Source organism: Clostridium oryzae (assembly GCF_002029235.1).
GTDB lineage: Bacteria > Bacillota > Clostridia > Clostridiales > Clostridiaceae > Clostridium_AE > Clostridium_AE oryzae.
Map to the genome: position 1 here is coordinate 1 of NZ_MZGV01000068.1, position 20,976 is coordinate 20,976.

General features: G+C 33.3%; 17 protein-coding genes. All 17 read left to right on the forward strand.

The features are described from left to right. Positions 1-594 precede the first annotated feature (594 nt). The 17 genes from CLORY_RS19140 to CLORY_RS19220 all read left to right on the forward strand — a co-directional run bounded on the left by CLORY_RS19140 (position 595) and on the right by CLORY_RS19220 (position 20,662). Positions 595-1,266 (forward strand): Crp/Fnr family transcriptional regulator, encoded by a 672-nt coding sequence (locus tag CLORY_RS19140; protein ID WP_079427515.1) that lies wholly within the window; start codon positions 595-597, stop codon positions 1,264-1,266. A gap of 140 nt (positions 1,267-1,406) precedes the next feature. After that, a complete protein-coding gene (locus CLORY_RS19145) occupies positions 1,407-1,928 on the forward strand; it encodes a hypothetical protein (protein ID WP_079427517.1) in 522 nt (173 codons plus the stop codon). A gap of 218 nt (positions 1,929-2,146) precedes the next feature. Then, the gene (locus tag CLORY_RS19150; RefSeq protein ID WP_079427519.1) at positions 2,147-3,034 is read left to right on the forward strand and encodes an AraC family transcriptional regulator; all 888 of its coding nucleotides are present in this window, start codon (positions 2,147-2,149) and stop codon (positions 3,032-3,034) included. A 213-nt stretch (positions 3,035-3,247) separates the two neighbouring features. After that, complete coding sequence (gene hcp / locus CLORY_RS19155) at positions 3,248-4,885, forward strand: hydroxylamine reductase (RefSeq protein ID WP_079427547.1); 1,638 nt, start codon at positions 3,248-3,250, stop codon at positions 4,883-4,885. Positions 4,886-5,109: 224 nt separating this feature from the next. Further along, complete coding sequence (locus CLORY_RS19160; RefSeq protein ID WP_079427521.1) at positions 5,110-5,718, forward strand: hypothetical protein; 609 nt, start codon at positions 5,110-5,112, stop codon at positions 5,716-5,718. 3 nt (positions 5,719-5,721) lie between these two features. Beyond that, entirely contained in the window at positions 5,722-6,279 is a 558-nt protein-coding gene (locus tag CLORY_RS19165) for a hemerythrin domain-containing protein (RefSeq protein ID WP_079427523.1), read from the forward strand. Positions 6,280-6,994: 715 nt separating this feature from the next. Then, positions 6,995-7,729 carry an ABC transporter ATP-binding protein gene (locus CLORY_RS19170; RefSeq protein WP_079427525.1) on the forward strand — a complete coding sequence of 245 codons (735 nt, stop codon included), beginning with the start codon at positions 6,995-6,997 and terminating at the stop codon, positions 7,727-7,729. Next, entirely contained in the window at positions 7,713-8,456 is a 744-nt protein-coding gene (locus CLORY_RS19175) for an ABC transporter permease (protein WP_079427527.1), read from the forward strand. The genes CLORY_RS19170 and CLORY_RS19175 overlap by 17 nt, the downstream gene beginning before the upstream one ends. A 27-nt stretch (positions 8,457-8,483) precedes the next feature. After that, the gene (locus tag CLORY_RS19180) at positions 8,484-9,368 is read left to right on the forward strand and encodes a MerR family transcriptional regulator (RefSeq protein ID WP_079427529.1); all 885 of its coding nucleotides are present in this window, start codon (positions 8,484-8,486) and stop codon (positions 9,366-9,368) included. 77 nt (positions 9,369-9,445) lie between these two features. After that, entirely contained in the window at positions 9,446-9,847 is a 402-nt protein-coding gene (locus CLORY_RS19185; RefSeq protein ID WP_079427531.1) for a hypothetical protein, read from the forward strand. A gap of 290 nt (positions 9,848-10,137) precedes the next feature. Beyond that, positions 10,138-11,055 (forward strand): aldo/keto reductase, encoded by a 918-nt coding sequence (locus CLORY_RS19190; RefSeq protein ID WP_079427533.1) that lies wholly within the window; start codon positions 10,138-10,140, stop codon positions 11,053-11,055. A gap of 300 nt (positions 11,056-11,355) precedes the next feature. Beyond that, entirely contained in the window at positions 11,356-12,735 is a 1,380-nt protein-coding gene (locus tag CLORY_RS19195) for an amino acid permease (RefSeq protein ID WP_079427535.1), read from the forward strand. Positions 12,736-12,966: 231 nt separating this feature from the next. Beyond that, the gene (locus tag CLORY_RS19200; protein WP_079427537.1) at positions 12,967-14,037 is read left to right on the forward strand and encodes an HD-GYP domain-containing protein; all 1,071 of its coding nucleotides are present in this window, start codon (positions 12,967-12,969) and stop codon (positions 14,035-14,037) included. 17 nt (positions 14,038-14,054) lie between these two features. After that, positions 14,055-16,901 (forward strand): response regulator, encoded by a 2,847-nt coding sequence (locus CLORY_RS19205; RefSeq protein WP_079427539.1) that lies wholly within the window; start codon positions 14,055-14,057, stop codon positions 16,899-16,901. Positions 16,902-16,960: 59 nt separating this feature from the next. Continuing rightward, the gene (locus CLORY_RS19210) at positions 16,961-17,320 is read left to right on the forward strand and encodes a response regulator (protein WP_079427541.1); all 360 of its coding nucleotides are present in this window, start codon (positions 16,961-16,963) and stop codon (positions 17,318-17,320) included. Positions 17,321-17,583: 263 nt separating this feature from the next. Continuing rightward, positions 17,584-19,041: an MDR family MFS transporter gene (locus tag CLORY_RS19215; RefSeq protein WP_079427543.1), complete on the forward strand. Its 1,458-nt coding sequence runs from the start codon at positions 17,584-17,586 to the stop codon at positions 19,039-19,041. Positions 19,042-19,159: 118 nt separating this feature from the next. After that, positions 19,160-20,662 carry a BglG family transcription antiterminator gene (locus CLORY_RS19220; RefSeq protein ID WP_079427545.1) on the forward strand — a complete coding sequence of 501 codons (1,503 nt, stop codon included), beginning with the start codon at positions 19,160-19,162 and terminating at the stop codon, positions 20,660-20,662. Positions 20,663-20,976 lie beyond the last annotated feature (314 nt).

The following is a 20,976-nucleotide window of genomic DNA, read 5'->3' on the forward strand; positions in this document are numbered from 1 at the left end:
AACGCTCCCTGCGGGCTCTGTAAATTATATAGATTGCTAGTTTTAAAGTACCGTCTCTAAAATTTCTACACGTTAATTTTACAGACGTTATTTGATGAAGTTGTATCTTTAATTTTTCTTCGTAGATTATTAAGTGTGATCTTAATTATAAAGAGAGTTAAAGGCTTCTCTTCAATATGGAAACTGTTATAATTAACTTTCTTTTAATAATCCAACTACTTAAAAGCCTATTAATCGTGACAGGGCTCTACGAAGAAGCAGGTCTTCGAAGCCAAGACCTGTCCTGCTTAGATAGCTTTTTAAGGTTATCTCTATTAAAATGGATATTAGTTTTAGCAATTTCCAAATTAAAAAGAGGTTTTTTATCTTTCTAAAAAATTAGCGATGCACTTTAGTTTTCTTCGAAGAAATTAAAAAATTGTTATTCCATAGAATAACGTTTATCCAATAGCACTTAGTTTATATTTAAAAGATACATTAAATAATTAACAGCTATTTAATTTACAGAACCCGAAGGGCGCAATGACCGGTAGGTCATACCCCCATCGTTGGTTCGCAAATTATCTAATTTGATAACTTAGAAGGTGGTGCATCATGATTTCTGCTTTAATGGAAAGTATATTATTTTTGGATATGACAGAAAAGGAAGTAGAAGAAGCAATAAAATGCGCGTCAGCAGAGATAAAGACATATGAAAAGAATGAAATAATTTTTGAACAACGAGATACTCCTAAGTATGTGTATGTTTTAATTGAGGGGTCTATTGTTATATGCAAAGATTCACTTTCAGGTAAGAGAGTAATAGTTACGAACATAGAAGAGTGCGGCGATTTATTTGGTGAGGTGTATCTTTTTATACAGAGGTCAGCTTATGATTATTACACACTGGCAACTGAAAAATCAACTGTACTTCAGATACCTAAAGAATATTTTTATAAAACCTGTAATAAAGCCTGTCAACATCATTCTAAGCTTATCAGAAATATGCTTAGCATATTGTCCCAGAAAGCTTACTATTTGAACCAAAAGCTTCAACTTTTATCCAGCGGAAATCTTAGGCAGAAGATAGCTGCGTATCTTTTGGAAAACAGAGAAAATGAAGTTGTGACAATGAAAATGAATAGGGAAGAATTTGCAGATTTTTTGAATGTAGCAAGGCCATCATTGTCTCGAGAACTTGTAAAAATGCATGAGGAAGGACTTATTAATGTTAAGCGGAAAGAGATTAGAATAGTAAATTTGGAAGTGCTGGAAGAGCTTTTGTAAGAGTTAAGAGTAAAGAGTAGAGAGAAAAGTGAAGGTGGAAATTTAGTTGGTATGAATTGCAATATTATGGTGAATATTGTTTAATTATACTTCTATATGATGTAATATGTAATTATATTATAAAAAGGAGGAATTAATCAATGTTTAAACAACTAATGGCAGTAACTTTGATTGCTGCTTCAATTACAGCAGGAGGAACTGCAACTAATCCAGTAAGTTCAATAGGCAATCAACGTTTAGTTTTGACAACAAGCAGTATACCACAGGCTGTTTCTAGCAGTGTAAATGAAAAGCTTAACGCTATAGCTAAGAAATTAACTAGCTGGTCTAATTTTAACTACAAACATACAACATACAAACAATATTCTAAGATAAGAGACATGTGGTCAGAAAAATTGAAGAAGAAGATATCAGCTTCAGATTTGAAAAATCAGTATGATCAATCAGTAGAAGAGCAGGTAACTATAAAAACCATCAGTTATAAGATTAGTAAGATAACGGTTAAAAAGGATGGAACTAAGACTGTAAACTTTATTGTAACTGAATCATATAGTGACATGATGCATATGCCTGCTGTCAAGATAAGAGAAAATTGGACTTTTACTTGTGACAGTAAATATAAACTTACTAGTTATGAGGATATAGGTTCTACGGATTTATAATTCATATAAAGAATATGATATATGATTGGCTGGATTGTGTAAGAAGAATGGGCATTGAGCAGAGTTTTGGATTGAAAAGCAGTAATATAGAAATTTAGGTTTGACAGGTTGCAAGCATTGAGATGCTAAAGAATGAAATTCAAATAGACATTAGAAAGCAGAAAATGACAGGATTAAGTCACAGCATGGATATAGAATATTCTTGAGGGGTGAAAGTGATGGAGTGGATTAAAAGCCTAAGATTGTCAATAGATTATATGGAAAAACACTTATTGGAGAGTGTAGGACCTGAGGAAGTAGCAGATGCAGTTTTTATGTCACCTTTCTATTTTCAGAAAGGTTTTAAAATTATAACTGGATATTCCATAGGTGAGTATATTAGATATCGAAGACTTTATATGGCTGCATTAGATGTCATATCAGGTGATGAAAAAATAATTGATTTAGCATATAAATACGGGTATGACACTCCAGAGAGTTTTACAAAGGCATTTAGCCGTTTCCATGGGGTATCTCCTAAGCAAATGAAAGGAGATACCAAAAAAATAAAGATATTTTTACCTCTTAAAATTAGTGTATCAGTTAGAGGAGGAAATGATATGGATTATGTAGTTGAAAAGCTTGACGCAATGAAGGTTATTGGATATGAGAAAAATTTCTTGTATGAGACAGGCTATCAGGAGATTCCAAAGTTTTGGAATGAATTTTGTCATAACTGCACGGATGGAAAAAATAATGAACAGGTACAAAAAGTGATTGAAGAATGTATGATTGGAGAATTTGGAATCTGTATTGAAGATGATTCCAAACAGAAAGAGTTTCTGTATATGATTGCAGGAAGATATAACGGCGGCAGTGTACCAGAAGGAATGAAGATATTTGAAATCCCAGCATTTGAATGGGCGAAATTCAAATGTACAGGCCCTATGCCGGGAGCGTTACAGTCTGTTAATACTCAAATCTTTAAAGAGTGGCTGCCAGGTAATCCGGACTATGAGATTGCAGCTGGAATGAATATTGAGATGTACTCAAATGGAGATTGCAGCTCTTATGATTATGAAAGTGAAATCTGGATTCCAGTAAAGAAAAAGCAGCAGCATAAATAAATTAAAAGTGCTTTCTGTGGACATAGATACAAAAAATGTTGTGGTAGTAAGCGACATAGAGTGAGTTTAGCAATTGCTAAGCGAACGGAACAGTCGCAGCATACCACAACATTTTTTTGCTACCGTAACATATGTTACGGAAACTAATTTGTATTCATAGTAATATTAACTCATCAAATAAATGAACAACAAATTTGAGGAGGAAATATGAATATGGAGAATACAATGTTTTGTTATCAGTGTCAGGAAACAGCAGGGTGCAGCGGGTGCACAAAGGTTGGAGTATGTGGAAAGCAGCCTGAAGTTGCAAACATGCAGGACTTGTTAATATATACTACAAAAGGAATTTCAGAAATAACTACGAAACTTAGAAAAGAAGGAAAAACAATAAGCAAAGAGATAAACCACATGATAACTCTTAATTTATTTACAACTATCACAAATGCAAATTTTGATGAAAATGTATTTTTCGATAGAGTTGTTATGACATTAAATACAAAGAAGGAGCTTTTAGCTGAACTAAACAATAAGGAAAGTCTTTCACAAGCTGCTTTATGGGAAAGCTTTAACAAAGCAGAGATGGAAGCAAAAGCAAAGACAGTAGGAGTATTAGCTACTGAAAATGAGGATGTAAGGAGTCTTCGTGAACTTATAACTTATGGACTAAAAGGACTTTCAGCTTACTCAAAGCATGCTAATGCACTTGGGTATGACAATGAGGAAGTGGATGCTTTCCTTCAGGAAGCACTAGCAAAAATTTTAGACGATAAACTATCAGTAGATGAGCTAATACAGCTTACGCTTGCTACAGGTAAAACTGGAGTAGATGGTATGGCGCTTTTAGATACAGCTAATACTTCAACATATGGACATCCAGAACTTACAAAAGTAAACATAGGAGTTGGCACAAAACCTGGAATACTTATATCAGGTCATGATTTAAAGGACCTCGAAATGTTATTAAAGCAGACAGAAGGAACAGGAGTAGATGTTTATACTCACTCAGAAATGCTTCCTGCACATTATTATCCAGCATTTAAAAAGTACAGCCACTTCATTGGAAACTACGGAAACGCATGGTGGAAACAGAAGGAAGAATTCGAAAGCTTTAACGGACCAATTCTTATGACAACAAACTGTATCGTCCCACCAAAAGACAGCTACAAAGATAGAGTTTATACAACTGGAGCTGCAGGTTTCCCAGGCTGCAAACATATAGCTGGCGAACCAGGAGAATACAAAGATTTCAGTGAGATAATTGAACATGCAAAGAGATGCGCAGCACCAACAGAGATTGAGACTGGAGAAATCCTTGGAGGCTTTGCTCACAATCAGGTTATGGCACTAGCTGACAAAGTAGTAGATGCAGTTAAATCAGGCGCTATAAAGAAATTTGTTGTAATGGCAGGCTGCGATGGTAGAGCTAAATCTAGAAATTACTATACAGACTTTGCTAAGGCACTTCCAAAAGATGCAGTTATATTAACAGCAGGCTGTGCTAAATATAAATATAACAAACTTCAATTAGGTGATATCGGAGGAATTCCAAGAGTACTTGATGCAGGTCAGTGTAATGATTCTTATTCCTTAGCACTTATCGCACTTAAGCTTAAAGAAGTATTCGGACTTCAGGACATAAATGATCTTCCAATAGCCTTCAATATAGCATGGTATGAGCAGAAGGCAGTTATCGTGTTATTGTCACTATTATATCTTGGAGTAAAGAATATTCATCTTGGACCAACACTTCCAGCTTTCCTATCACCAAATGTTGCAAAAGTATTGGTTGAGAACTTTGGAATTGCAGGCATCGGAACTGTAGAAGATGATATAAAATTATTCTTTAATTAAGTCAAGTGCCAGGCACGTGACAAAAAGATACATGATACGAGGTGAATATTTATGAAACAAGTAGATAAAACTATGATTATCGGGGATATTTTAAAATTGGATGCAGGAATCGCTGTAGATCCATTAATTAATAAAATAAACTCTTATTTAGCAGAAATCAATTAATAACGAGCGGGTATGATAAGAGTCATGCCCGCTTTTAAGAAACATGGAGGAAAAATGATATGAGCAAATTTTTAGGCCCAATTCATTATTGGCTATATAATAAAATAGAGTTTCAAAATGAGCTGGTTGAAAGAGTTATCAATTATTCAGAAGATAATGACATTGTACCAGAATTAAGACATGAGCTTCAGCAAAGATATGGGAATCTAGAACATAGCCCTCTTGAAGAGATAATTGATGAAAGCAATATTCATGGATGGCTTCAGGAGAGAGTATCTGTTGTTGAGTATAGGCTTGCTTATGCAGTCAATAGTATTTTAGCCAAAGATTCAAATCTATTAGCTGAACTTGAGGATGTTTTCTTTGTATTTGGAAAAGAGAATGCTCCTGAAGACAGAGAATATCCTGCAGATGTGTTTAAATATCTAAATGACAGACTCCTTGACGGTATGCCTTGTGACAGAGCAAATGAGATAGTTTCCAGTGAAGAGATAGAAGTAACCTGGAAACGAAATGTTTGTGTACATCAATCATACTGGGAACAAGTCGGAGGAGATATATCTGTTTACTATAAACTTAGAGATTCTCTTGTAAATGGTATGCTGTTTGGTTCGGAGTTATATTATGTGATTGTGGATGAAAATACCAGAAAGATAGAAAGGAGATAAATAATGTACAGCATTGAGTTAATGGTAGCAGAGCATGATAATATTCTTAAATTTAATAGGGCCGTAAGAAATGCATGCATTGGAATTCTTAAGGGCGAGGAGGTTTGCACTGAGGATTTTCTTGATATGGTAAGCTTCGCTAGAAATTATGCAGATAAGCATCATCATGGGAAAGAAGAACAGATTCTATTTAAAGAAATGGTGAAGCAGCTTGGAGAGATTGGAAACAATCTTATAACTCACGGAATGCTTGTAGAGCATGATATGGGAAGACTTTTTATTTCTGAGCTTGAAGCTGCAGCAAAACAGTACAGAGGCAAGGATGATTATGAGAATAAGGCAGATATTATTGCTAATGCTATTGGCTACACCAAGCTTCTGCAGAGACATATAGATAAGGAAAACAAGGTGGTATATACTTATGCTGAAAGAAGCCTTTCACCAGAGATACTTAAGGGTATAGATGAAAGAGTGGTTGATTTTGAAAAACAGGCAGAAGATGAGAAGGTTATTGAAACCTATATTCAAATTTTGGATAGGCTGACTGAAAAGTATAAATAAATGAAAGATAAGTGGTTTTATTAGTAAAACTGATGAAATAAAGCATTCATCAGTTTTTTTGAAGTTAGTAAATTTACATAAAATTTTGTGTTACTAAAAGGATGCAACTATACAATATATGAAGTAATATGAAGATAGCTCTTAAGAAAATACTAATAAATAAATAAACAAGAAAAATAATTTGAGAGAAGAAATATAGAAAATAATACTTTTTTTAGTCTTAAGGAAATTATGTGCTTTGCCAATTGTGGATAACTCTTCATTAAAATCAGGTTATACACCTAAATGGTAAGAAAGATGAACATTAAATGAAAAAACGGTACAGTGTGCTTACGAAGAAGTTAAAGAGAAGCAGTAAAATATTCTGAAGTTAGTGAATTAAGATGTTAAGGCAATAGAAGTAATAAAATAAAAATATTATATAAAGATTAAGAGATAGGGCATAAAAAAGATTACATCAGAAGTAGGCATTTGGAGTGAGTTTAGTAATTACCCATGTCTTTGAGGGAAATTTCCGTTAAGATGGCGAATTGTTTGAGGCGCAGCCGAGTTATGAGCCATTAGGAAATTTGCCTCAAAGATGTGGTGTAATTACTTAATGAACGGAATTAGCCTACGTAGGATGTAATCTTTTTTATCTTGACTCTCCTGTTACAGGAGAATATATACTCTCAATGAAAGCGAAAAAAGTATATATTTGAAAGGAGAGGTTAACATGGAGGACAGTATCAGTATCAAGCATTTGAGAAAATGTTACAAAGATAAAGTGGCTGTGGAGGATTTATCTATCAGTGTTAAAAGAGGGGAAATCTTTGGACTTCTTGGACACAATGGAGCTGGAAAATCTACTACTATTGATTGTGTTTTAGGATTGAAGAAATTTGAGAGTGGAGAGGTTAGTATTCTAGGCATGAATCCAGTTTCTCATCGAAGGAAATTATTTGAGAAGGTCGGGGTACAGCTGCAGCAGTCTTCTTATCAAGATGGAATTAAAGTGGGTGAATTGTGTGAGGAAATATCTGCTCTGTACAAGGCACCAGCAGATTACAGAAAACTTTTAGCAGATTTTCGACTTTCTGGATTTGAGAAAAAACAAGTGGCAAACTTGTCTGGAGGAGAGCGGCAGAAGCTTTCTGTATTGCTTGCATTAATACCAGACCCTGAGGTTTTATTCCTAGATGAGCTTACTACTGGATTGGATACGTTAGCCAGAAGAGAAGTCTGGAAACACCTTGAGTCATTAAAGGAAAAACAGACAACAATCTTTTTAACCTCGCACTATATGGATGAAGTAGAGGCGTTGTGTGACAGAGTTTGCATTATAAGAAACGGGAAAGAAGTAGTAAGCGGAAGTGTTAAAAAAGTAATAGAAAAAAGCCCTTATGACAGGCTGGAAGAGGCATATATCTGGTATATGGAGGAGGCGGAGCAGCATGAAAAGATTTCTTAAATTATTAAAGATAGAGAGTTTATTAGGCTTAAGATGCCCAGACAGCATATTTTTCGGAGTTTGTATGCCAGTAGCCATCATTATATTGGTAGGAGTTGTCTCAGGCTCGAAACCTGCTTACCATGGAGCGGATTATACACTGCTGCAGAGTTCCTTTGGAGCTCTTATCACAGTTGGAATTTGTGCAACAGCTTTTATGGGAATACCGCTTACTGTTGCAGATTATCGGGACAAGAAAATATTAAAACATTTTTTTACAACACCAGTAAGTCCGGTTATGTTACTATTAATACAGGTAATTAAAAACATTATACTTTCTATTATCTCATCAGTACTGGTATATGCAGCTGTAAAGCTGTTTTTCGGCTATGAGATGAGGGGCTCTAAGCTTAGCTTCATTTTATCGTATTTTCTTGTGATGATATCAATGTACAGCATTGGAATGCTTATGGCAAGTGTCTGCAGAAATATAAAAATTGCAAATGTAGTTTGCAGCGTTGTTTATTTTCCTATGCTGCTTTTATCAGGGGCGACTGTACCCTATGAGATTTTTCCGAAGGTGTTGCAGCGGATTTCAGATTTTTTACCGCTGACTCAGGGAATTAAGCTGCTAAAGGGGTATTCTTTAGGTTTGTTTCATCAAAACTTAATTTTACCGGTAATTGTCATGCTTATATGGACTATAGTAGGAATATTAGTATCAGTTAAGACCTTTAGATGGGAATAGTTATTGAGATATTATAAGGAGGCAAATATGGACGAGCAATATAGATGTGAACGAAAAGAAGAGGTTAGCTTATATAAAATAGGATTATTTTCTCAGATGAATCAAGTTACAATTAAGACTCTAAGGCATTACGATGATATTGGTATTTTAAAACCTGCCCATATAGATGAGCAAAATGGATATCGTTACTATACTTCTGCTCAACTGCCAGTTCTGCATAGAATACTGGCATTGAGACAGATGGGATTTAGTCTTGAGGAAATCAAAAAAGTTCAGGAGGGAATGCCTGAGGAAAAGCTGCTTATGCAAAAGAAGAGCGAATTAATAAAAAAGATAGCTGAAGAGACAATGAAGCTATCTCAAGTGGAATGCTATCTTTTGCAGAAGGGCGTTGATCGTGAGTATCATGTTGTTTTGAAGGAGTTACCAGAAGTGATCGTTGCATCAAGAAGATTGGTGATTCCAGGTTATGAAGCTTTGTTCAGTGTTATGCCTTCTATGGGAGCAGAAATGGAGAGGCTTGGATGCATATGTGCAGTACCGGAATATTGCTTTACCAGTTATCATGATGGTGAATACAAGGAAAAAGATATAGATGTTGAGATATGTGAGGCAGTTACTGAGAAAAAGCAGGATTCTGATATTCTGACATTTAAAGTGATTGAGAAGGTTGAAACGGCTGCCTGCGTATTTCATAAAGGTTCATATGCAGAGTTTCCTAAGGCCTATGCTGCTGCATTAAAATGGATAGAGGAAAATTGCTTTGAAATTGCTGGCGATTTAAGAGAATCTTATATTGATGGTGTCTGGAATAAAGACTCGGAAGAGGAATGGCTTACGGAGATTCAGATTCCGGTAAGAAAAATAAATAAGAAAGATCAGGAAGCTGAGGAAAAGCTAATTGAATATTAAATTTAATTCTAGATTATAGACGTAATATTACTTAAATGGTACAATATGTATATAATAATTCTAAGAGGAACTGTAGTATGACTAGAGTTGAACAGAAAAATGAGGCTTTAAAGAGAATGAAAAAATTAGAATTAAGTGAAGATATTATTAGAGAGTTTGATAAGGAAAACAAATTAAACCTTTCAGAGTATGGTGGAATGTTACTTTGGCTTGATGAACAGCAGCAAAGAATAGTTAAGGAATACGAACAGAAAAGCGGAAGTCTTGTATATCATGTAATACATGGATTTGCTGAGTTTGGAGAACTTTATAATATGCTTTGCGTTTCAAAGTATAGAAATGAATGGCAGCGGGATATGCTAGACATAGAAAATGGCAGAGCTTTTGCTTATGTAAAAAACATTACTGATGATTTCAGTTCAGAGTATGGATTAATTCATTTCGAGAAAAATTTTGGTGGACTTAATAGAATTTTATAATATAAATTAAAAATGAAAACTATAATCGTTGAGAATCTAAGAATTGCTCCGAATGCCGTAATATTCAATATGAATCTTACGGAGTTTTTAATTTTATGAATAGATATTAATTACCACTTAAGGAATACTTGTAATTAATATCAAGATAGACCACTAAAGAGTAAAGAGACAAGAGAAAAGTGAAGGTGGGAATTCAGCTGTGCTGAATTCCTATGAATTTATTATGTTTCTTTTTAGGAATATATGTTATAGTTTAACTGATAAATAGTATTAATAAGGAGTGTTAGTTAATGAAGAATGTAAATATAGGTAAAAGCGGAATTATGGCTTCAGAAATTGCGATGGGCTGCATGAGAATGGCAGAACTTTCTAAAAAGGAAGCTGCAGATGCGATTCATACTGCTTTAGAGGAAGGTATAAACTTTTTTGATCATGCAGATATATATGGTGGAGGAAAATCAGAAGAAATATTCTCAGAAGCTGCAGAGATGAATGATAACTTTAGAGAAAAGGTTATAATTCAAACTAAATGCGCAATAAGGGATGGGTTATATGATTTTTCGAAGGAACATATATTAAAATCAGTTGAAGGAAGCCTGAGGAGGCTTAAAACAGATTACATAGACATACTTTTATTGCATAGACCAGATACTCTCATGGAACCTGAAGAGGTTGCAGAGGCTTTTGAAATACTAAGAAGCAGCGGTAAGGTAAGATATTTTGGTGTAAGCAATCATAACCCTATGCAGATGGAACTGTTAAGCAAGTATTTAAACGATAAGCTTATTGTTAACCAACTGCAGTTCAGTGTAACAAATACCAGTATGATAGATTCTGGACTCAATGTAAATACCTATTTTCCTAGAGCTGTAGACAGAGATGGAAGTGTGCTTGAATATTGTAGACTTAAAGATGTAACGATACAGGCATGGTCGCCGCTTCAACACGGTTTCTTTGAAGGTGTATTTCTAGATAATGATGATTTTAAGGAATTGAATGCGATAATTAATAAATACGCTGAAGCATATGGCGTAACAAACACTGCTATAGCTATAGCATGGATTTTAAGGCATCCAGCTAAGATTCAGACCATAGCAGGCTCTATGAATCCTAAACGTATAAAGGATATCTGCAAAGCTTCTGATGTTAATCTTACTAGAGATGAGTGGTACGATATATATAAAGCTGCTGGAAATCCAATCATATAAAATTTAAGCAAGAGTATCTTATAGTTATCAAAAGTGATTAGCAATTGATTGTTCGATATAAATTCCTAGAGATTAATTAAACATGCCATGGAGAAATTAGCGATAGTTTTTCTATGGCGTGTTTTTTGTATACATATTAAAATATAATAATATTTTTTTGCTTTTTTCATTGATTAAATCGTTTAACCTATATATAATATTAAAATGTCGATAATAATATTGAAATATAGATAATAATTTGCACAAAATATCATATTATTATCAAATGGTATTGATATGCTAAGGAGGAACCAGGAAAGAATGGACATTTGGAAAAAGAAAACCACTAAAGAAGTACTCGAATCAATAGAAAAGACGTCCTTAAAGAAAAACTTAACGGCTAAGGATATAGGAGCTTTAGGAATAGGTGCAGTTGTTGGAGTTGGTATATTTGTTGCTACTGGAGAAGGAGCTCGTGCAGCAGGACCTGCAGTAATTATTTCTTTTGTTTTGGCAGCCATAATAGCATGTTTTTGCGGATTATGTTATTCAGAACTAGCTACTATGTTTCCAGTCGCTGGTAGTACTTATTCCTATTCATATATAGCTTTTGGAGAAATTATAGCGATGTTTATTGGCTGGTGTTTAACGGCTGAATATCTAGTTGCCGGCAGTGCCGTTGCGTCGGGCTGGTCCGGTACGTTTTTAGGCATTTTGAAAAATATGGGTATCCATCTTCCAAAGATAATAACAGCATCCCCAAGTAACGGGGGCATTGTTGATCTTCCAGCAGTACTTATAATTACAATAATTACAGCACTCTTATGTTATGGAATGCAGGAAAGTGCAAAAGTAAATAATATAATCGTTGCAGTCAAGATAGCAATTATTTTATTGTTTATAATTCTTGGAGCAACGCACATTAATGTATCTAATTATAAACCATTTAATCCATATGGCTGGAAAGGAATATTTGCAGGTACGGCAACCATATTTTTTTCATACATCGGTTTTGATGCTATTTCTACTTCGGCAGAGGAAGCTAAAAATCCAAAAAGAGATTTGCCCTTAGGGCTTATTATGTGTCTGGCGGTTGTAAGTGTATTATATATTTCTGTTGCGTTTGTGCTTACTGGTCTGGTGCCATTTAAAGAAATAATTTCTGAAAATGCAGTACCTGGTGCGTTAGCCAGAGTCGGTATATACTGGGGATCATCTCTAGTTGGAGCTGGAGCAATTATTGGAATGATGTCTACGCTATTAGTTGTTTTGTATGGTCAAGTTAGGGTATTCCTTGGGATGTCAAGAGACGGGCTTTTACCAAAGTTTTTCTCAAAAATTCATCCTGTTCACAAAACACCATATATTTCAACCATAATAACAGGCTCTATAGCAGCATTAATAGCAGGATTTTTGCCTCTTGACATCATCGTACAATTTTTAAGTATAGGTACCTTGCTGGGATTTATAGTTGTTTCTCTTTCTGTTATACGTCTTAGAATAGTTATGCCTAACTTTGAAAGGGTATTTAAATGCCCAGGAGTGCCTTTTACGCCGATAATAACTATCTTATGCTGTATCTTATTACTATTGAGATTACATTTAAAAACGTGGATAGGTTTTGTAATATGGATTGCAATAGGTTTTATTGTGTACTTTACCTATGGAATAAAAAATAGTTTGCTTCAAAATAAAAAATAAAGTTTTTTACTTTTGTTTTTGTAAAAAATCGGCAATATTTGCCGATTTTTTGCTATGGTAGTCAAAGGTATGAAATTATGTTAATATATTTAATAAGAATTGATGCTAATAATGTCTATGCTTAGAGTTTAGTTTGTGTAAACACACTGAATTTTATAGTGTGCTAATTGTATAATTATAAGAACTTTTGACTGTTTAGTAGACAATAAATTATCACATTTGGAGGTTCGTATGAGAATTGTTAGTGTCGCTAACCTAAAGGGAGATGAAATCCTAGGAAAGCAGATTTATGATGGATCAGGTCGAGTTTTGCTTAACGCTGGAGTGAAATTAAAACCTTTTTACATAGAGAGAATTAAAGAACTTGGGATAAGTTCAGTATTTATAGATGACGACATATCGAAAAATCTAATTATCGAAGAAAGCATTTCCGAAAAAACAAGGCAAATGAGTAAGAAAGCTGTTAAGGAAATGATAGAGACATATTGCCGAGAAGGAAAGACTTATAACAGCAGTGTAATGAATTCTGTAAATTCAATACTTGAAGATGTATTGTCAAACAAAGATGTATTAATAAATGTTGCAGAGATAAGTTCAAGTGACAATAATATATATTCGCATTCTGTAAATGTTAGTGTACTAGCTACGATAATAGGAACCCATATGGGATACAGTATGTTAAAGCTTAAGGACATAGCTACAGGTGCAATGCTTCATGACATAGGTAAGATAAAAATAATGAATGACAAGAAACTTTTAGCTGAGCTTAAGACGAGGGAAGAAATAGATAAATATATTGAAATGATGCATCCGAAGGTTGGATACGATTTGTTAGGAAAGCAGTATGTTTGGAATGCATACATTAAGGTAGCTGCGTTAATGCATCATGAAAGAAATGATGGCAGTGGGTATCCGCTAAAATTACGAGGCGATGAGATAAATCAAATTGCAAAGATAGTTTCTATATGTGATGTATTTGATAATATGATATCAGGTCGAAATAATTTAGAACATAAAACTGTATCAGAGATTATCGAGTATCTTGTTGCTATGAGTAATACATATTTTGACGCAGAAATAGTAAGAAAATTTACGATGAATATAGCTGCTTTTCCAACGGGAAGCTGTGTTGTTTTAAATTCAAATGAAAAAGGGCTAGTAGTAAAACAGAATAATTCAATGCCGACGAGACCAGTAATAAAGATAATCTACGATAGTGCTGGAAATTTGATTTCACAACCCTATGAAGTTGATTTATTAAAGGAATTAACACTTTTTATTACAGATACCTGTGAATTTTAAATTTTGGGAGGATTTTTATGAGCAGTAAAGATAGTTACATAAATATCAGTTATTCCAATGATAGTTTAAAATTAATTTATAATACTTTTCAGAAGTTTCTAGATTTAGATAGTACTAATTATAACAAGGAATTAAAAAAAACACTGGAGCAAATCGGAGTATTATTTGATTTGGATAGGATTTACTTATACTACTTTTGCGAAGATCCTACCTTTATGAATATTGAATGTCAATGGAATAAGAATGAAATAAAACCCAAAAGAGAAGTTGAAGAAGATGAAGCAGTCTATGCCTTTCCTTGGTTAATTCGTACTATTAAGGAGAAGGATTTTATCGCAATAAACAGCAAAGAAGAATTGCCTCCTGAAGCAATATTCGAGGAAGAAGCATTTTCGACAGAAGGAATAAAAGCATGTCTTATAGTTCCGTTAAAAAATGAAAATAAGTTAGTTGGATTTGCAGGGTATGAAAGCCTCACAAAGTCAATAAAGTGGGAAGAGAATCAAATCAAAATATTGAAGGATATTTCACTAGCTTTTCCATGTACACGATCTAGAATCGTAAAAGAAAGAGCATATGAATTAACAATTAATGGACAAGCAATATTGTTAAATAACTCTCAATCACAGATTTGGGCCTTAAGGAATGTTACTTCTTATGCAACTGTTAATGAGGCTCATGCGCAGTTTTTTGGAAAGCGTAGGAGTGATTTAGAATATCAAGACTTATATGATGTGTTTGATATAAACACTGCAAATAGGTTGTCTGAAATTAATTGGGAGCTATTTCAAAAGAATGCCCCGTGGGAAAAGGAATTTGAGATTAAAAATTGGAAGGGAGAAAGCAGACTGCTCCAAATTAAAAGTAAGCCTCAGAGAGATAAAGCTAACAATATTAAGTACCTTATTTGTACGGCTGAGGATATTACAGAGCAGAGAAAGGCCGAGAATGAGCTGTATAAAGCAAAAGAGCAGGCAGAAGCAGCAAATATTGCAAAAAGTCAGTTCCTTGCCAATATGTCTCATGAAATAAGAACACCAATGAACGGAATATTTGGATTCCTTGAGCTATTGGAGTCTACCAAGCTGTCTTTGGAACAAAAAGCGTTTGTAAACGAGGCAAAATCTGCTTCAGAGATGCTGCTTTATATTATTAACGATATATTAGATTTTTCAAAAATTGAAGCTAAAAAGTTAACTATAGAAAATATTAATTTTAATTTAAGGACTGCAATTGATGATGCTGTCTCACTCTTTGTCCCTAAAGCAGTAGAAAAAGGGATAGAAATTTATGTTATGGTAAAAGAAGATGTTCCAGAAGAGGTTATTGGCGATCCTGCAAGGCTTAAACAGGTATTAAATAATATTATAAGTAATGCAGTAAAATTTACCGAAGCAGGCGAGATTTCGGTTATTGTTGACTATATGGAGAAAGAGAATGAAATTGCAGTAATTCAATTTAAAGTAAAAGATACTGGAATTGGAATCAGTAAAGATGATATACATAAGCTATTTAAGCCTTTTAATCAGGCAGACGCGTCTACAACAAGGAAGTATGGAGGCACTGGTCTTGGACTTGTTATATCTAGTGAGTTGGTTAAGCTAATGGGCGGTGAAATCAGTGTTGAAAGTATAGTAGGTACTGGTTCTACTTTCAAATTTGATGTTAAGATGAAGATCTCAAAAATGGCACCTAAACGTCAGGATTTGTTCAAAAAACTTGATAACGTGAATATCTTGATTGTTGATAATAATGAAAATAATAAAAATATAATTAGGGCATACCTTCAGGAAACTGGAAGTAATGTATTTGAAGCTAATAACGCTGCAAGTGCAATAACCACAGTAATTTCAAACGCAAATACCAAGAATAAAATAAACGTAGCTATTATAGAGTATCAAATGTCTGACATGAATGCTTATGAAATCGCAACTACATTAAAGACAATACCTTTTGCTAGGGATATTAAGCTTATACTTTTAACTTCAGTAACTCAAAAGGGAGAAATTAGAGCTGCAAAAGAATATGGCTTCTCTTCAAATTTAACAAAACCTGTTAAAAGAGATGATTTACTTAGATGTATAGCCATTGAATTAGGCATGGTAAATGAAGAGGAAGGCAATAAAACTTCACCTAAACACACTAATAAAGAAGCTAAGAATACATATAATCCGTCAATCTTACTGGTTGATGATAATGAAATGAACCGTAAGATAGTTATTAGTATACTTAAAACGCATGATATGGTTTGTGATATAGCAATGAATGGCAGTGAAGCCTTAAAAGCAGCATCAGAAAAAGATTACGATGTTATTTTTATGGACTGCCAGATGCCTGTAATGGATGGATATGAATGTACATCTAAGATAAGATCCATGGAAGGTGATGGAAAGCATACAAAGATTATAGCAATGACTGCTAATGCTATGGAGGGTGATTGTGAGAAATGTATTCAGGCAGGAATGGATGCTTATATCAGTAAACCTATCAATTTTGATATTATGTTTAAAATGATAGAAGACAGTATTAAAGAAATAAATGGGAAAGGCGATTATAATAACGTAATAGAAAATAATATTGATAGTTTGGTAGAGGCTACTGGACTTGATAGAGAAGATGCAAAAGAACTACTAGAAGAGTACATAAAATGTTTACTTGATTTAATAGCAGGCATTACGATTGCTATTGATAACAGTGATTTTAGTAAACTGGCTGGGTTAGCTCACGAGCTAAAAGGTTCATCTGGAACACTGAGAATAACTTCTATTTATGAATTAGCTAAAAAGCTTGAAAAAGCGGCTAAAGACCAAGAGTTAAATGAATGCATTAATATTTTTACTCAAATAAAAGATACGTGTCATTAGAATTTATTCACAAATAAGTAAAAAATTTTTGTAAAAAGATATACAAAGGAGTTTAAGAAATGAAAAAAGTATTAATTGTTGACAATTCATCGTTTATGAGAAAATTTGTTAAAAAGATTATTGAAAAGGATGGTCTGTATACAGCAGTTGAAGCAGTAGATAAAGTAACTGCAATGGAGATGTTTAATAGCGAAAAGCCAGATATTGTACTTTTGGATTTAAACATGACAGAATCTACTATGGATGGTCTTGAAGTACTGACTGATATATTAAAAATTGCACCAGCAGCAGTTGTATTTATTATGTCAGCAGTGGGACATCAAAAAGTGAAAGATCAATGCATAGAGCTAGGAGCTAAAGGCTATATTAGCAAACCTATTGATTCTGGAGTTTTACTAAAGGAACTAGGAGAATATTAAAATATTATAATTCTGATGAAATTGCATTTGATTGTTATTAATAATGGTAATAAGAAAATTACGACTCCATTAATATTATGGAATCGTAATTTTTTTACTCTTTAGGAAATTCACATAAAATTCGTGTTACAAGTGCTTAATGAACGGATCAATCTCCGTAGTGTCACAACATTTCCAGGATACTGCTATTGTACAAATGCTGTAATATTATATATAATTATAAAGTCTGACGAATAAGTAAAACTAAGGAAGTGATCTAAGTAATGGATGCAAAAAAGAGAAACATAGTAATAGCATTAATGGTAGCTATGTTTTTGGGAGCAATTGAAGGGACAGTTGTAACTACAGCTATTCCGACGATAGTAAGGGATTTGCAGGGTTTTGAAATCATTAGTTCAGTGTTTTCTGTGTATTTATTAACCTCTGCAATTTCTACACCTATATACGGCAAGCTATCGGATCTATATGGAAGAAAAAAAATTCTTTCTATTGGAATAATTATATTTTTAATTGGAAGTTTTCTATGTGGATTGTCACAGAATATATATATGCTTATCAGTTTTCGTGCACTTCAAGGAATAGGTTCAGGTGCAATATTTACAGTTACGTATACGATTGTTGGAGACGTATTTACGCTGGAAGAAAGACCAAAGGTTCAAGGTGGTATAGGCACAGTATGGGGAATTGCAAGCCTAGTAGGCCCTTTAGTTGGCGGAATCTTAATTGATACATTGTCCTGGCATTGGATATTTTTTATCAATATTCCATTTGGAATATTATCTGTTATTCTTCTTGAGAAAAATCTAGATGAAAACTTTGAAAAGAAGAAGCATAATATAGATTTTGCAGGAATTATTACTTTATCAGCAGCAATGCTTATATTTCTTAATATATTTTTATCAACTGGAAGTATGGGGTTAAACCGTAATATATTTATTCTAATTTCAGTAATAATAACTATTGCATTTTCATTAGCATTTTATTCTATAGAAAGAAAAGCAAAAGAACCAATAATTCCGTTTGATATATTTACGAAGTCAAGTACAATAGTAAATTTAATCAGTTTTTTAGCTTCAGCTATACTAATAGGTTCAGATGTCTATATGCCGATATACATTCAAAATGTTTTGGGGTTTGATGCAAAGGTGTCGGGACTGGTTCTTGCACCTATGTCAATCACCTGGCTTGTAGCTTCTGTTATTTTAGGAAAGCAAATAGTAAAGCGCGGAGGAAAAGCGGTAATATTGATATCTAATGTAATTTTGTTAGTAGGTGTAATATTGCTGATTACATTACGTACAAATTCTTCACTGTTATTATTAATAGTGTACGTTTCAATAATGGGTTTTGGATTCGGTGGGGCTTTTACTACTTTAACTATAATAGTTCAAGAATCAGTAGAGTACAGCAAGAGAGGATCAGCTGTAGCAACTAATTCACTTCTCAGAACTCTAGGACAAACAATAGGGGTAAGTGTATTTGGAAGTATATTCAATGTATTTATAGTAAAATATTTTTCAAATCTTGGGATAGAAGGAGTAAATCCGAGCAATATATACAAATCTTCTGCTCACAGCACTGTTGTAACTGGTGAACAGATAAGGCTTTCACTAAACAGTTCTCTGCATGTTCTGTTTATTATACTAATAATCATATCTTTGCTAGTATTAATATTATCAGCTGTGATGCCGACAATGGAAAAGAGACGAAAGTCAGAGTAATATAGCGCCTAATTTATCCTGGTATATCACTACAATATATATTATAGTAGAATGAAAGATACATTTAGTTAAGCTACATAAGAGAAAATGTCTACAGTATTAATTTTGGGGGAACAATATGAGGAAAAGAGAAAAGGTTATTCTGCATGAACTATTAAACCAAAAAGAATATATAACAAGTGAAGCTCTGGCACAAATAGCAAATGTTACGTCTAGAACTATACGCGATGATATAAGAAAAATAAAGGATGAGATTGAAAAGCATGGCGCAAATTTAGAATCTCATTCTGGTATTGGCTATAAAATAGTTATAACTAATTATAAATTGTTTGGAGAGTTTCTAAATACACTGAAAATAAAAGAAGTTGCTCAATATGAAGATATACCAGACGATTCAGATGATAGGGTAAACTATTTGATAAAGAAGTTTATTACTGTTGATTTCCCTATAAAAATAGAAGAACTTGTGGATGAATTATGTGTAAGCAGATCAACTCTCACATCAGAACTGAAAGAAGTTAGAAAGAAAATAGGAAAGTATGATCTTAGACTTGAGCAGAAGCCGGGGTATGGTATCTTTATAGAAGGAAGTGAAATAAGCAAGCGTCTTTGTATTTCAGAATTCTTTTTCCATTCTTCAGCGGATAAAGGTTACTTCGCTGAGGAAAGTGTACTTTTCAATAGCTCAGTGAATAGAGAAGAGGTATTTACTATAAAGTCAACTCTTATTGATGTACTGCAAAAGTATAAAGTTATGATTTCGGATGTATCACTTCAAAACCTTGTGATTCATGTTATTATATCGTTAAGAAGGGCAAGATTTTATAACTATGTTCATTTTGAAGAGAAGCAGATTAATTTTCTAAAAAGTGAAAGGGAATACGTGGTGGCTAGTGAGATTTCACAAATTCTATCATCAAAGTTCAATGAAATATGGCCGGTAAGTGAAGTAGCATATCTCACTATTCATTTGCTGGGAAAGAAAATTTTAATCCAAAATGAAAGTGAGACCTTTAATAGCTCTATTATGGCAAAGCTTCTTGTAGAAAAAATTATATTTGATATAAATGAAAAATCAGAGGTAGATTTACATAATGATGAGGAATTTAGAAAGGTATTATGTCTTCATTTAGATCCGCTTCTTATAAGGCTGAAGTTAGGACTCATCAACAGAAATCCTATGATTAATGATATAAAAATGAATTATGCTCACGCATTTAGATTAGCAGAAATTGCAGGAAAGGTTATACAAGATGAGGTTGATTTAGTCGTAAATGAAGATGAGATAGGTTATATTGCTTTGTATATCGGTCTTGCGCTTGAAAAGCTGGAGAAAAAGTTGGATAAAAAAAGTATTTTGTTAGTTAGTACAATGGGAAGAAGTTCTGCTCAACTGCAAAAATATAAAATATTAAATCAATTTAAGGAGTATGTAAACTGTTTTGATATTATAGATATGTATCAATTTCCTAATGTTGATAATAGTAAATATGACTTCATACTTAGCTCAGTTCATATTAATTATAAAGTTAATACCCCTATTATATATGTAAATGAGATACTCCAATCACAGGATATGAAACTGATTCAAAATGCAATTTTAGACATAAAAAGTGATTAATTAATATTAAGAGTTAGGGCATAGGAAATGTTGCGGCACGAAGGAGATATAGAGTGCTTAATGAACGTATCAATCTCCGTAGTGCCACAACATTTCTTTTTTTTGGCCTCTAGGAATTTATGTTTTTGGGAACTGTGGATAACTTTTAACTGTGTATGAATAAATTATATGTGTTGTTGAAAGGATGTAACTATATAATATACGAAGTAATATGAAGATAGCTCTTAAGAAAATACTAATAAATAAACAAGAAAAAATTTGGAAGAAGTAATATAGAAAATAATACTTTGTAAATACATAGAGTTGGTTAAAGG

Excerpts from the sequence above, each read along its gene's own strand:
- CLORY_RS19220 (WP_079427545.1), top strand. The coding sequence starts at position 19,160 with ATGAGGAAAAGAGAAAAGGTTATTCTGCATGAACTATTAAACCAAAAA.
- CLORY_RS19200 (WP_079427537.1), top strand. The coding sequence starts at position 12,967 with ATGAGAATTGTTAGTGTCGCTAACCTAAAGGGAGATGAAATCCTAGGA.
- CLORY_RS19185 (WP_079427531.1), top strand. The coding sequence starts at position 9,446 with ATGACTAGAGTTGAACAGAAAAATGAGGCTTTAAAGAGAATGAAAAAA.
- CLORY_RS19180 (WP_079427529.1), top strand. The coding sequence starts at position 8,484 with ATGGACGAGCAATATAGATGTGAACGAAAAGAAGAGGTTAGCTTATAT.
- hcp (WP_079427547.1), top strand. The coding sequence starts at position 3,248 with ATGGAGAATACAATGTTTTGTTATCAGTGTCAGGAAACAGCAGGGTGC.
- CLORY_RS19205 (WP_079427539.1), top strand. The coding sequence starts at position 14,055 with ATGAGCAGTAAAGATAGTTACATAAATATCAGTTATTCCAATGATAGT.
- CLORY_RS19145 (WP_079427517.1), top strand. The coding sequence starts at position 1,407 with ATGTTTAAACAACTAATGGCAGTAACTTTGATTGCTGCTTCAATTACA.
- CLORY_RS19195 (WP_079427535.1), top strand. The coding sequence starts at position 11,356 with ATGGACATTTGGAAAAAGAAAACCACTAAAGAAGTACTCGAATCAATA.
- CLORY_RS19165 (WP_079427523.1), top strand. The coding sequence starts at position 5,722 with ATGTACAGCATTGAGTTAATGGTAGCAGAGCATGATAATATTCTTAAA.
- CLORY_RS19175 (WP_079427527.1), top strand. The coding sequence starts at position 7,713 with ATGAAAAGATTTCTTAAATTATTAAAGATAGAGAGTTTATTAGGCTTA.
- CLORY_RS19210 (WP_079427541.1), top strand. The coding sequence starts at position 16,961 with ATGAAAAAAGTATTAATTGTTGACAATTCATCGTTTATGAGAAAATTT.
- CLORY_RS19170 (WP_079427525.1), top strand. The coding sequence starts at position 6,995 with ATGGAGGACAGTATCAGTATCAAGCATTTGAGAAAATGTTACAAAGAT.
- CLORY_RS19190 (WP_079427533.1), top strand. The coding sequence starts at position 10,138 with ATGAAGAATGTAAATATAGGTAAAAGCGGAATTATGGCTTCAGAAATT.
- CLORY_RS19215 (WP_079427543.1), top strand. The coding sequence starts at position 17,584 with ATGGATGCAAAAAAGAGAAACATAGTAATAGCATTAATGGTAGCTATG.
- CLORY_RS19150 (WP_079427519.1), top strand. The coding sequence starts at position 2,147 with ATGGAGTGGATTAAAAGCCTAAGATTGTCAATAGATTATATGGAAAAA.
- CLORY_RS19140 (WP_079427515.1), top strand. The coding sequence starts at position 595 with ATGATTTCTGCTTTAATGGAAAGTATATTATTTTTGGATATGACAGAA.
- CLORY_RS19160 (WP_079427521.1), top strand. The coding sequence starts at position 5,110 with ATGAGCAAATTTTTAGGCCCAATTCATTATTGGCTATATAATAAAATA.